Origin of the sequence: Neoasaia chiangmaiensis, from assembly GCF_002005465.1 — a bacterium.
GTDB classification, from domain to species: domain Bacteria; phylum Pseudomonadota; class Alphaproteobacteria; order Acetobacterales; family Acetobacteraceae; genus Neoasaia; species Neoasaia chiangmaiensis.
Genome location: NZ_CP014691.1, coordinates 993,412 through 1,005,615, shown reverse-complemented (window position 1 = coordinate 1,005,615; position 12,204 = coordinate 993,412). Strand labels below are relative to the sequence as shown.

Below are 12,204 nucleotides of genomic sequence, written 5' to 3'. Positions count from 1 at the left end.
TCTGTCATCTCTTCTCCCACAGAGTTATCCACAAGTTTGGTGGATGAAGTCCGGTGGTGATGCTGGCGACAAGTTGGATGATGTCATGAGTGATTTGCTGCATCAGCCTGCCGACGTGCAGGACAGGGCCTTTCAGGAAGCGACGCCCGCCGGGGCGTCCGCGAATGGCCTGCGCGGGGTCGATGCGATCAAGGAAGCGTTGAAGACGATTCCGTTATCGCCGGGCGTCTATCGCATGTTGGGCGCCAAGGGAGAAGTGCTTTACGTCGGCAAGGCGCGCAGCCTGAAGAAGCGCGTGACATCCTATACCCGGCCGCAGCAGTTGCCGGAACGCCTGCGGCTCATGATCGCCTCGACCGTGACGATGGAAGTGGTCACGACGCATACGGAAGCGGATGCGCTGTTGCTCGAGGCCAATTACATCAAGCGGATGAAGCCGCGCTTCAACATCCTGCTGCGCGACGACAAGTCCTATCCCTGGCTGATGCTGACGGAGAACCACCCGTTCGCGCAGATCACCAAACAGCGGGGCAAGCCCGTGAAGGGTGCGACCTATTGGGGGCCGTTCGCGTCGGCGTGGTCGGTCAACCAGACGCTCAATCTCATTCAGCGGAGTTTTCTGCTGCGTTCGTGTAGCGACTCCGTCTTCAACAGCCGCACGCGGCCCTGCCTGCTGTATCAGATCCGCCGGTGCTCCGCCCCCTGTGTGGACCGTATCTCGCAGGAGGACTATGCCGGGCTGGTCGAACAGGCCAGGCAATTCCTGTCGGGCAAGAACACGGAGTTGCAGCGCGAACTGGTCGTGCAGATGGAGCAGGCCGCAGAATCGCTGCAGTTCGAGCGTGCGGCGGCCATTCGCGACCGGATTCGTGGTTTTGCCAGCATGCAGAATTCCGGCATCGTCAATCCGACGACGATCGAGGATGCGGATGTGGTGGCGGTCTGGCAGGAAGCGGGCCAGACCTGCATTCAGGTTTTCTTCATTCGAGGCGGTCGCAACAACGGCAATCGTGCTTTCTTCCCGGCGCAGGCGGAGGACGAGGCGGCGGGCGATGTCCTGTCGGCGTTCCTGTTGCAGTTCTACGATGACAAGCCGCCACCGCCGCTCGTGCTGGTCAATGCGGACCTGCCGGAGCAGGCCCTGATCGAGGAAGCGTTGAGCATCCGTCGCGAGCGAAAGGTCGAGATCGCACGACCCCAGCGCGGCGAGAAAAAGGACGTGCTGGACCATGCGGCACTGAACGCGCGCGAGGCTCTGGAACGGCGTCTGGCCGAGAGTGCGGGGCAGCGGCGGTTGCTGGAGGGGGTGGCGACGCTGTTCGACCTGCCGGACACGCCGCGCCGGATCGAGACGTATGACAACTCGCACATCATGGGCCAGAACGCTTACGGTGTGATGGTCGTCGGTGGGCCGGAAGGGTTCAACAAGCGCGCCTATCGCAAATATCTGATTAGGAGCGACATGGCCCCTGGTGATGATTTCGCCATGATGCGCGAAGTGATGGAGCGCCGTTTCGGCAAGAGTGCGCGCACGGAGGATGGCGACCGCCCGGAGGACTGGCCCGATCTGTTGCTGATCGATGGTGGGCTGGGGCAGTTCAATGCCGTTCGGGAAATCCTCACGGGTCTCGGTGTGACGGATGTGCCGATGGTGGCGATTGCCAAGGGGCCGGATCGCGATGCAGGCCGGGAATGGTTCCATATGGAGGGGCGGGAGCCGTTCCAGCTGCCGCCGCGCGATCCCGTTCTGTATTATCTGCAACGACTGCGGGACGAGGCGCATCGCTTTGCGATCACAACGCACCGGGCCGGGCGTTCAAAAGGTTTGCGTCAATCGGAGCTGGATACGATTCCCGGCATCGGCGCGGCGCGCAAACGGGCGCTCCTGAACCATTTCGGGTCGGCACGCGGCGTGAAGCAGGCGGGATTGCAGGAACTGGCTGATGTGGCGGGCATCAATTCCGAGACGGCACGCACGATTTATGGCCATTTTCATCCGGAATGGACGCGCGGTGCTGAAGCATGAAGAAAAAAAGTGATGCCTGCCGAAAGGGTATCGGCCCGGCGATCCGTGGTATCCGACGGTAGGGTTATGCGTTAGGATCGAACCATGCTGACGGACTTGCCGAATGTTCTGACACTTCTTCGCATTGCCGCCATCCCGATCCTGGTGGCGCTTGTGGCGATTCGGCAGCCGGTTGCGGATCTGGCGGCCTGCCTGATTTATATCGCGGCCTGCATCACGGATTATCTCGATGGTATGCTGGCCCGGCGCTGGCACCAGAATTCCGATCTTGGCCGCATGATGGACCCGATTGCCGACAAGTTGCTGGTCGGTGCGCTTCTGCTCACGCTTGCCGGTTACGGAAGGCTGGCGGCGGGCTCGCTGTTCGCGGCCATCGTCATCATGCTGCGTGAGATACTGGTGAGCGGTCTTCGGGAATATATGGCGTCGCAACGGGCGACGTTACCGTCCACGCGTCTGGCGAAATGGAAGACCGGCATTCAGATGGTGGCGATCGGCTTCCTGCTGGCGGGCGATTCCACCGGGCGACTGATTGGCCTTTCGTTCCTGCCGGTCAGCACGATCGGTGGCGTGTTGTTGTGGATTTCCGTTGGGCCGACACTGGTGAGTGGCTGGGGCTATCTGACGGCCGGTGTTGCGCGGATGACGGGACGCGTCCGGCAGACAACAGCCGCAAAGCCTGCACCCTGACTGTTTGCAATGATTGTTGTTACTGCTCTCTGGCGCCCGGCGAATTGTGCCGGTAAGTAAATGACTGCAAATAGTGGGAGCATGACATGCGGAAAGCCGCTCTGCTGATACTGCCTATCGTTTTGAGCGGATGTTCCGGTTTCGGCAAATTCCTTCACGATACGGCAACATTGCCTGGCGAGAACCCGAATGGGCCGAGCGGCGACTCGGAAAATCTCGAACGGGCACGTGGTCATGATGTTCAGGCGATGCCGATACTGGCGCAGCCCGGCAATATCTGGCCTGGGGCACCGCAGCCGCTGCCGACATTGCGTGACGTCGAAAACAGCCATGGCGGCATCGCCGCGTCGCTCGGCGATCCCAATACATATTACGGCAACATGACGGAAGGCGGGTCGCTGGGGCAGGACGGACAGCAGATGCCGGAAGGAAAGTCGATCAGCGCTGGTGAGACCGACGACATGCGCCATGGCGTGCATGACTTTTCCGGCGCGGGCATACCGTCAACGCCGGAGTTGCCATCTACCGTGCCGGACAATGCCCGGCATTACGGCGCCACGCCGCGGAAGGATACGATCGTCATCCCCAATGGCGACGGCACGAGTACATTCATCGCGCCGGACGGTACTGTTTCGGTTCGCAAGGATGGAGCAGCGCCGCAGCACTGAGCCGCGGCGCCAGCATTCACTCGTAATGACGGAACAGGCCAATGAGGCGGCCCTGAATGCGGATGCGATCGGCGGGCACGATACGCGTCTCGTAGGCGGCGTTGGCAGGTTCCAGTGCGATGGCGTTACCGCGGCGGCGCAGGCGCTTCAACGTCACTTCCTCACCATCGATCAGGGCGACGACGATCTGGCCGTTCTCGGCCGTGTCGTCACGGCGGATGATGACGGTGTCGCCATTGAGGATTCCGGCCTCGATCATCGAATCACCGGAAACCTCAAGGGCATAATGCTCTCCGTGGCCGACCAGTGTGCTGGGGACCTGGATCTGTGTCCCGTTGTCGCGGAGTGCCTCGATCGGCAGGCCGGCTGCGATCTTGCCGTAGAGGGGAAGGGACACTGTGGGGGCGACGCCGTCGTTGGCCACGCCGCTGAGACGGGCGGAGAAGTCCCCCTGAATGACGTTAGGCGTAAAAGCTGCCGTCTCGGTATTGGGCAGGCGTACGACTTCCAGCGCGCGGGCACGATGATGATGGCGGCGCAGGAAACCCCGCTCTTCCAATGCGGAGATGAGACGATGGATGCCGGATTTGGAGCGCAGTTCCAGCGCATCCTTCATTTCGTCGAAAGAGGGCGAAAAGCCGGTACGGCGGAGGTGGTCGTCGATGTAGAGTAACAACTGGTGCTGTTTGCGGGTCAGCATGGATGCTCCTGCGGCAAACCGGTCCGAGTCGGAATGGCAGTCAATAACCGGTTTGTTCTACATAGGTTCCTGTTTCGGTCCTCGCAAGTCATTTTCCGGTCGAATTTGACGTTTTCCTGGTCAATGGCGTGCGGAAAGACTTGACCTGAGCCCCTTGTATCAGCATTTTGCGCCCAACTTTCATCAACGCTGCCGTCCCTGTCGCGCGCAGCGACATCAGCAGCTTCGAGGTTCCCATGGCCAAGACCAACGTCATTCAGATCCGTCTCGTTTCGACGGCGGATACGGGCTATTTCTACGTGACGAAGAAGAACGCCCGCTCGGCGACGGGCAAGATGGAAGTGCGCAAGTACGATCCGGTCGTGCGCAAGCACGTGGCTTTCCGCGAAGCGAAGATCAAGTAAGCCCTGCGCTTGCGGAACCGAAAAGGGCGGTCCTTCGGGGCCGCTTTTTTTATGTCCGGGGTCAGTAAAGTTTGTCGTGCGGCCCGTAGGGAATCACGAGATCGCCGGTGCGGGCAAGGTTGAGCATGGCACGCGCCCGTTCGTCCAGCATGTCGGCGTTGAGCGCCCGCTCGTCCAGACTGGCGACGCGACGTTTCCAGACGATCTGTTCATCGTTGGCGTCGCGCTGGGCCTGGAGGGCCTGCTCCCGAAGCTGAAGCTGCTGGTGATAGGCATGAATGCCATGGTCGCCCTGCATGGCGTTCCAGCCGAAATAGGCGGTCAGGCCGAGGAAAAGGGCCGGGGGGACGATCGCGCGCACGGCGCGCCGAAACATGCGGACGACTTTCACGAGGTCTCTTTTCCTACCAGGCGGATATTGGCGAATGGTCGCCTGTTCATGTCATAACGCAAACCATGCCGTGGGCGCAAAGAATGTCTCGCATGGGCGTCGATATCGGATGATGAGCAAAAACATCTCAAAGGATAGTCAATGAGGCCCCATTTTCTGCTGGTCGATCCCGGACATTACGATGTTTCCTATGCCATCAATCCCTGGATGGACCCTGAGCTTTGGGCCCGTAATCCAGCCGAGAACGCGCAGGGTGCCCGACGGGGTTTCAACGCCTTGCATGCCGCCCTGGAGCGTGCCGGCGCGAAGGTGACGGTTGTGTCCGGTCAGGAGGGACTGCCGGACATGGTGTTCCCGGCCAATGCCGGTATTGTGTTCGATGGCAGGGTTCTGCCCGCACGCTTCCGGTTCTCCGAACGACGTGGCGAGGAGCCATATTTCCAGAAAATTTTCGAGGACATGGTTGCCGACGGCACGCTGACGGAGATTGTGCCGCTGCCCGACGGCCTTCTTCAGGAAGGCGCGGGGGACTGTCTGTGGGACCGAAGCCGGGGTTTCGCCTGGGTCGGTTATGGGCAGAGATCGGTCGAGGAGAGCGTGGCGGTCATTGCCGAGACGTTCGGTATCCGGGTCGAGCGCCTTCCGCTGGTGACGGAGCGTTTCTACCATCTCGATACCTGTTTCCACGTTCTGCCGCGTGGTGAGGTTCTTTATTATCCGCCCGCATTCTCCGCCGAGACGCAGGCGCGGATCGCGGCGATCGTGCCGCCGGAGCAGCGTATCGTGGCCACCGAGGAGGATGCGCGGCATTTCTGCGTCAATGCCGTTGCTTTCGACGATCAGGTCATCATGGCGGCGCCCCCGGCCTCGCTGGTCGAGCGGCTCTCGGCGCTTGGATACACGGTATCGGGCGTGCCGTTGCAGCCCTTCATGCTGTCGGGCGGCGGTGCTTATTGCATGACGTTGCGGCTCGATAACGTGACGCGTTGAATAAAAAAGGAGGAGCCGATCGGCTCCCCCTTTTTGTTTTGCTGCCGGCGTTATCGTTCAGTTGCGGCGCAGGATCGTGCGACCGGCATACTGGGCGGCCGTCGCGAGTTCGTTCTCGATACGGATCAACTGATTGTACTTCGCCGTGCGGTCGGAGCGCGAGAGCGAACCGGTCTTGATCTGACCGCAGTTCGTCGCCACCGCGAGGTCGGCGATCACCGAGTCTTCCGTCTCGCCCGAGCGATGGCTCATGACACAGGCATAACCGACGCGATGGGCGGTTTCCATGGCCTGCAACGTCTCGGTCAGGGTGCCGATCTGGTTGACCTTCACCAGGAGCGCATTGGCGGCGCCTTCCTCGATGCCGCGGCGCAAACGCTCCGTGTTGGTGACGAACAGGTCGTCGCCCACGATCTGGATTTTCTTGCCGAGCGCGCGGGTCAGTTCCACCCAGCCTTCCCAGTCGTCTTCCGCCAGACCGTCCTCGATCGAGACGATCGGGTAGCGGGCGGCGAGGTCGCTGAGATAGGCGACCATGCCGCCCGCATCGAGATCCTTGCCTTCGCCGTCCATTTTATAGCGGCCGTCCTTGTAGAACTCCGTCGCGGCGCAATCGAGCGCGAAGGTGACGTCCTCACCCAGACGATAGCCGGCGGCTTCCACCGACCTGGCGATGAAGCCCAGCGCTTCGTCGGCCGATTTCAGGTTCGGCGCGAAGCCGCCCTCATCGCCGACATTGGTGTTGTGTCCAGCGGCGGCGAGGTTCTTCTTCAGCTTGGCGAAGATCTCGGACCCCATGCGCACGGCGTCCATCATGGTGGGTGCGCCGACCGGCTGGATCATGAATTCCTGAATGTCGATCGGGTTGTCCGCGTGCTGGCCGCCATTGACGATGTTCATCATCGGTACCGGCAAGGTGTGGGCGAACACGCCGCCGACATAGCGATAGAGCGGGACGTCAAGTTCAAGGGCCGTGGCCTTGGCGATGCCCAGCGAGACGGCGAGGATCGAGTTCGCGCCCAGGCGCGCCTTGTTCGGCGTGCCGTCGAGATCGATCATCGCATTGTCGATGGCGATCTGGTCCGAGGATTCGGCGCCCTGTAGCGTCTCGAGGATTTCGCCTTCGGCGAAGGCGGCGGCGTTCAGCACGCCCTTGCCGCCGTAGCGGGACATATCGCCATCGCGCAGTTCCACGGCCTCATGCGCGCCTGTGGAGGCGCCCGACGGCACGGCGGCACGCCCCTTGGCGCCGGAGGACAGTTCGACTTCGACTTCGACGGTGGGATTGCCGCGGCTGTCGAGGATTTCCCGCGCGACGATATCGACGATGGCGCTCATGATGATGCTCCCTTACCGGTTGGACGCATTTTGTATGATACGGATCGCCTGTTAAGCCGTTGTGCGGGAAGGCGATCCGCATTGCCGCGCCACAAGGCGTTGTGACTGCGTTTCTGTCAACTGCTATCAGGGTCCCGAAGGCCTGAAGGATCGATATCGTGAAAAGACTGCCGCTGCTTGCCATCGTCCTCGGATTGGGTGGTCTGATTCCCTTCGTCGGACTGGCGGTGGCGATCCTGTTCGCCGGCACGCTGGGACCGGTGCCGCGGCTGGGTATGGCCATGCTGACCTATGGCGGCGCTATCCTGTCATTCCTGGGGGCGGTGCATTGGGGGCTGGCGCTGGAGCCGCCGGCGATCATGTCGGGATCGGGCACGCAGAAGCTGGATCGGCAGCGGCTGTTATGGGGCGTCGTGCCGTCGCTCTGGGCCTGGCTTGCGCTCTATGCCGGCGTGGTCTGGCATGTGCGGGCCGGGTTGGCGTTGGAGATCGCCGGATTTCTGGCGACGATCGCCGTGGAGCGCGCCGCTTACCGTCGCGGTGCGCTGCCGCCGGGTTACATGATGCTGCGGCTGGTGCTCACCACGGTGGCGGTGCTCTGCCTGGGCGCGGCGTTGTTGATGCCGCTTGAGAACTACGCGATCTGAAATCAGGCCGTTTCGAAAACGGGCTTGCAGAGAACCGGAAAGTTGACCGAGCGGGCGATGAAGCAATGGGCATGCGCCTGCTCATGCAATGCCGTCGCGCGTGCCAGATCCGTATCGGTGGCCAGCGTGATACGCGGGCGCAGCGTCACGTTCGCGAATTTGCCGTCGCCGTTGGGCGACTCGATCATGGTGCCTTCGGCATCGTCGACATAGGCGAGAACATTGACGCCCGCTCCGGCGCAGAGGCCGAGATACCAGAGTTTGTGACAGGCACTGAGCGACGCCAGCAGAAGCTCTTCCGGATTCCAGCAGGTCGGATCACCCCGGAAGCTCGGATCGGCTGAACCGTGGATCGTCGCCTTGCCTTCGGCGGCGATGTCATGATTGCGCCCGTACGTGTGGTATGACGTCGTGCCATGGCCGTGATTGCCGGTCCATGTCACGGTGACCTGATAGCTGTGGCGCCTGTCATGCATCAGGATGTCTGCTTGCTCAGGGCGTCGAAGGCTTTCAGGCGGGTGAGAAGGGCGCGCATTTCGTGCAGCGGCACCATCGTCGGGCCGTCGCTCGGTGCCTTGTCGGGCTCCTGATGGGTCTCGATGAACACGGCCGCCACGCCGATGGCCAGCGCGGCACGGGCGAGAGCGGGCACGAATTCCCGCTGGCCGCCGGATGCGCCCCCCAGGCCGCCAGGTTGCTGGACGGAATGCGTGGCGTCGTAGACGACCGGATATCCGGTCTGCGCCATGATCGGCAGGCCGCGCATGTCGTTAATCAGCGTGTTGTAGCCGAAACTGGTCCCGCGCTCGCAGAGCATGACGCGCTCGTTTCCGGTGGACGCAATCTTCGCGGCAACGTTGGCCATGTCCCACGGAGCGAGGAACTGGCCCTTCTTGACGTTGATGGCCGCGCCCGTCTCACCGGCGGCGAGAAGCAGATCGGTCTGGCGGCAGAGGAAGGCCGGAATCTGCAACACGTCCACCGCCTCGGCGGTCGGGCGGCATTGTTCGGGACCGTGCACGTCCGTCAGGACCGGGCAGCCGAATGTTTCGCGGATGCGGGCCAGGATTTCGAGGCCCTTGGCCATGCCGATGCCGCGCTGGCTGTTCAGGGACGTGCGGTTCGCCTTGTCGAACGAGCTTTTGTAGATCAGCCCGATGCCGAGATCGCGGCAGAGTTCGTGCAGGGCCGACGCCATTTCGACGGCATGGGCCTCGGATTCGATCTGGCACGGCCCGGCGATCAGGGTGAAGGGTCGGCTATTGCCGACGGCCAGTGTGCCAATATGGATGTCGCTCATACGAGGCGGGCTTTCTTGACGGCGGCTTCAACGAAGCCCGCGAAGAGCGGGTGCGGCGCGAAGGGCTTCGACAGATATTCGGGATGATACTGCACGGCCACGAACCACGGATGATCGGGGTATTCGATCACTTCCGGCAGGACGTCGTCAGGCGACATGCCTGAGAAGCGCAGGCCGGTGGCTTCGAGCTGTTCGCGATAGTGAACATTGACCTCATAGCGGTGGCGATGGCGCTCACGCACTTCGGTCGTGCCGTAGATGGTCGCGGCGCGGGAACCTTCCGCGAGCTTGGCCGGATAGGCGCCCAGACGCATCGTGCCGCCGAGTTCGCCATGTTCGCGGCGGCGCAGCAGTTCGTTGCCGCGCGCCCATTCCGTCATCAGGCCAACCAGTGGCTCCTCTGTCAGGCCGAATTCGGTGGAGGAGGCCTTGGGCAGTCCGGCAAGGGAGCGTGCGCATTCGATGACGGCCATCTGCATGCCGAAGCAGATGCCGAAGAACGGGATGTTGCGCTCGCGTGCGAAGCGGACCGCTTCGATCTTGCCTTCTGATCCGCGTTCGCCGAAGCCGCCCGGCACGAGGATGCCGTGGACGTTTTCAAGCTGCATCAGGGCGCTTTCGGATTTCTCGAAGATTTCCGATTCGACCCAGTCGAGCTTGACCTTCACGCGGTTGGCGATGCCACCGTGCAGCAGGGCCTCGATCAGCGATTTGTAGCTGTCCAGAAGTGCCGTGTACTTGCCGACGACCGCGATGCGCACTTCGCCTTCCGGGCTGCGCAGGGCATCGACGATCTTCTCCCAGCGGCTCAGATCCGGGCTGCCCTCGGTCGGCAGGTCGAAATAGCGCAGGACCTCCTTGTCCATGCCCTCCTTATGATAGGAGATCGGGCAGGCGTAGATGGTGTCGACGTCGAGTGCGGCGATTACCGCTTCCGGGCGCACGTTGCAGAAATTGGCGATCTTGCGCCGCTCGTTGGCGGGGATCGGGCGATCGGAGCGGCAGAGCAGCATCTGCGGCTGGATGCCGACATTCTGCAGCTCCTTGACCGAATGCTGGGTCGGCTTCGTCTTGAGTTCACCGGCGGCCGGGATGTAGGGCAGCAGGGTGAGGTGGACGCACATCGTCTGTGCGTGGCCGAGATCGTTGCGCAACTGGCGGATGGATTCAAGGAACGGCAGGCTTTCGATGTCGCCGACGGTGCCACCGATTTCGACCAGGACGAAATCGTAGCCTTCCGTCCCGGCGACGACGGCTTCCTTGATGGCATCGGTGATGTGCGGAATGACCTGCACGGTGGCGCCGAGATAGTCGCCGCGCCGTTCGCGGGCGATCACCTCGGAGTAGATTCGCCCGGTCGTCGCGTTATCGGCCTTGCGGGCATGGACGCCGGTGAAGCGTTCATAATGGCCGAGGTCGAGATCCGTCTCCGCGCCGTCGTCGGTCACGAAGACCTCGCCGTGCTGATACGGGCTCATCGTGCCCGGATCGACGTTGAGATAGGGATCCAGCTTGCGCATGCGGACTTTGTATCCGCGTGCCTGGAGGAGGGCGGCCAGCGCCGCCGAGGCGATGCCTTTGCCCAGAGAGGAAACCACACCGCCGGTGATGAATACGAACCGCGTCATGGACGGCTGTCCTACACTGGAACGCGGCGGGAGGGAACAACCGATGCAGCCGGTTGCGTCGGATTCGGCGCAACCGTGGCGATCGCGCGACTGTTAGTGCCGGGCAGGTGCCTGCTGCGCCGGTGCCTGTTGCGCGGGTGCCGTCTGGGCGGCGGGCTGCGCCAGGATGTCCTTGCCGCCGGCGCCGGAGGACGCGCCGCGATTGAGCACGGCGAGCAGCAGGCAAAGGATCATGAAGATGCCGGCGAGCACGGAGGTGGTGCGGGTCAGCAGCGTGGCCGTGCCGCGCCCGGTCATGAACGAGCCCATGCCCTGGCTGCTACCGATGCCCAGGCCGCCGCCTTCGCTGCGCTGGATCAGCACGGAGGCGATCAGGGCGATGGTGACGAAGAGGTTGAGGACGAGCAGCAGGGTGGTCATGCGGGTCTTTCGGCAAGAAGGCGAGGTATCAGGAGAGCGCTTCCTGAGCCGCGAGGGCAATGCCGAGGAACGAATCCGCGGCCAGGCTGGCGCCGCCGACCAGAACGCCGCCGACCGAGTTGATGGACAGGATCGACGCGGCATCGCGGGCCGTGACGGACCCGCCATACAGGATCGGCACCGATTTGTCATCCGTTTCCAGATGTGCCGCGACGGCGGCGCGGATATGCGCGGTGGTTTCCTCGATTTCCTGGATCGATGCCGTGCGGCCCGTGCCGATCGCCCAGATGGGCTCATAGGCGACGACGCCACGGAAGTTCGCGGGCAGGGAGGTGGCGATCTGGGCGCTCAGACGTTCATGCGCTATGCCCGCGTCGCGCTCTTCCGACGTCTCGCCGATGCAGACGATCGGGGTGAGATCGGCTTCGATGGCGGCGCGCGCCTTGGCGTTGACGAGTTCGTCCGTTTCGAAATGGTGCAGGCGCCGTTCGGAATGGCCGACGATGACATATCGGACATTCAGATCGGCCAGCATGGCGGCGGAGATGTCGCCGGTGAATGCGCCGGCGGACGCGACGTGGCAGTCCTGCGCGCCGAGCCGGATGCGGCTGCCGGCCAGGATGTCGCCTACGGCGGCAATCTGCGTGAAGGGTGGGCAGATGGTCAGGTCGATGAACGGCGGCAGATCCTCCGAGCCATCCGCCAGGGCCTCCGCCAGAGAGCGGGACTGCGCGCAGAGCCCGTTCATTTTCCAGTTGCCCGCTATCAGGCATCGACGAATCGTCCGATCGCGGGGCGGAGATTCTACGGTGCCGTCGTCCGGCTGCTGGGGCATCGCGCCAATTCCTCTGTTGCCTGTCCGAGCCGCCCTGAGGCAGCGTCGGTCCTGATCGGTTTGTCCGTGCCATCGCAGGTCCGAACGTTCAAGCTTTGAGGCGCATGTGACACGCAGACGTGAGAAACTCTGCAATATATGACCGTCCGTGCCGTGGCTTCTGGCCA

The 12,204-nt window shown here is 62.8% G+C and carries 14 protein-coding genes; 6 read left to right on the top strand and 8 right to left on the bottom strand.

Going from position 1 to position 12,204, the window contains the following annotated elements:
* The first annotated feature begins 85 nt into the window (after positions 1-85).
* The 3 genes from uvrC (at position 86) to A0U93_RS04785 (ending at position 3,384) form a co-directional block, all read left to right on the top strand.
* Entirely contained in the window at positions 86-2,026 is a 1,941-nt protein-coding gene (gene uvrC, locus A0U93_RS04795; RefSeq protein WP_077808337.1) for an excinuclease ABC subunit UvrC, read from the top strand.
* An 84-nt stretch (positions 2,027-2,110) separates the two neighbouring features.
* Positions 2,111-2,716, top strand: a complete 606-nt coding sequence (gene pgsA / locus A0U93_RS04790) for a CDP-diacylglycerol--glycerol-3-phosphate 3-phosphatidyltransferase (RefSeq protein WP_077806336.1) — start codon at positions 2,111-2,113, stop codon at positions 2,714-2,716.
* An 86-nt stretch (positions 2,717-2,802) separates the two neighbouring features.
* A complete protein-coding gene (locus A0U93_RS04785; protein WP_077806335.1) occupies positions 2,803-3,384 on the top strand; it encodes a hypothetical protein in 582 nt (193 codons plus the stop codon).
* Positions 3,385-3,400: 16 nt separating this feature from the next.
* Here the strand turns inward: A0U93_RS04785 and lexA are convergent, their stop codons facing one another.
* Positions 3,401-4,084 (bottom strand): transcriptional repressor LexA, encoded by a 684-nt coding sequence (gene lexA, locus A0U93_RS04780; RefSeq protein ID WP_077806334.1) that lies wholly within the window; start codon positions 4,082-4,084, stop codon positions 3,401-3,403.
* A 236-nt stretch (positions 4,085-4,320) separates the two neighbouring features.
* On the opposite strand from lexA, the gene rpmG reads away from it, so the two are divergent.
* Complete coding sequence (rpmG, locus tag A0U93_RS04775; protein WP_023977387.1) at positions 4,321-4,488, top strand: 50S ribosomal protein L33; 168 nt, start codon at positions 4,321-4,323, stop codon at positions 4,486-4,488.
* A gap of 61 nt (positions 4,489-4,549) precedes the next feature.
* On the opposite strand, the gene A0U93_RS04770 is transcribed toward rpmG, so the two are convergent.
* A complete protein-coding gene (locus tag A0U93_RS04770) occupies positions 4,550-4,864 on the bottom strand; it encodes an FtsB family cell division protein (RefSeq protein ID WP_408887669.1) in 315 nt (104 codons plus the stop codon).
* Between the two features lie 156 nt (positions 4,865-5,020).
* Here A0U93_RS04770 and A0U93_RS04765 point away from each other — a divergent pair, with 156 nt between their 5' ends.
* Positions 5,021-5,869, top strand: coding sequence for a dimethylarginine dimethylaminohydrolase family protein (locus A0U93_RS04765; protein ID WP_077806332.1), 849 nt, complete (start codon positions 5,021-5,023; stop codon positions 5,867-5,869).
* A 57-nt stretch (positions 5,870-5,926) separates the two neighbouring features.
* Here the strand turns inward: A0U93_RS04765 and eno are convergent, their stop codons facing one another.
* The gene (eno, locus tag A0U93_RS04760) at positions 5,927-7,207 is read right to left on the bottom strand and encodes a phosphopyruvate hydratase (RefSeq protein ID WP_077806331.1); all 1,281 of its coding nucleotides are present in this window, start codon (positions 7,205-7,207) and stop codon (positions 5,927-5,929) included.
* A gap of 158 nt (positions 7,208-7,365) precedes the next feature.
* On the opposite strand from eno, the gene A0U93_RS04755 reads away from it, so the two are divergent.
* Positions 7,366-7,854 carry a DUF3429 domain-containing protein gene (locus A0U93_RS04755; RefSeq protein ID WP_077806330.1) on the top strand — a complete coding sequence of 163 codons (489 nt, stop codon included), beginning with the start codon at positions 7,366-7,368 and terminating at the stop codon, positions 7,852-7,854.
* 2 nt (positions 7,855-7,856) lie between these two features.
* Here the strand turns inward: A0U93_RS04755 and A0U93_RS04750 are convergent, their stop codons facing one another.
* From A0U93_RS04750 to tpiA, 5 genes are all read right to left on the bottom strand, one after another.
* Complete coding sequence (locus A0U93_RS04750) at positions 7,857-8,330, bottom strand: OsmC family protein (protein WP_077806329.1); 474 nt, start codon at positions 8,328-8,330, stop codon at positions 7,857-7,859.
* Positions 8,330-9,154 carry a 3-deoxy-8-phosphooctulonate synthase gene (kdsA, locus tag A0U93_RS04745; protein ID WP_077806328.1) on the bottom strand — a complete coding sequence of 275 codons (825 nt, stop codon included), beginning with the start codon at positions 9,152-9,154 and terminating at the stop codon, positions 8,330-8,332. The genes A0U93_RS04750 and kdsA overlap by 1 nt, the downstream gene beginning before the upstream one ends.
* On the bottom strand, positions 9,151-10,782 hold the full coding sequence (locus A0U93_RS04740) for a CTP synthase (protein WP_077806327.1): 1,632 nt from the start codon (positions 10,780-10,782) through the stop codon (positions 9,151-9,153). Before A0U93_RS04740 ends, kdsA begins: the two co-directional genes overlap by 4 nt.
* Positions 10,783-10,875: 93 nt before the next feature.
* Positions 10,876-11,202 (bottom strand): preprotein translocase subunit SecG, encoded by a 327-nt coding sequence (gene secG / locus A0U93_RS04735; RefSeq protein WP_077806326.1) that lies wholly within the window; start codon positions 11,200-11,202, stop codon positions 10,876-10,878.
* Between the two features lie 28 nt (positions 11,203-11,230).
* Complete coding sequence (gene tpiA, locus A0U93_RS04730; protein ID WP_077806325.1) at positions 11,231-12,037, bottom strand: triose-phosphate isomerase; 807 nt, start codon at positions 12,035-12,037, stop codon at positions 11,231-11,233.
* Positions 12,038-12,204: the final 167 nt, after the last annotated feature.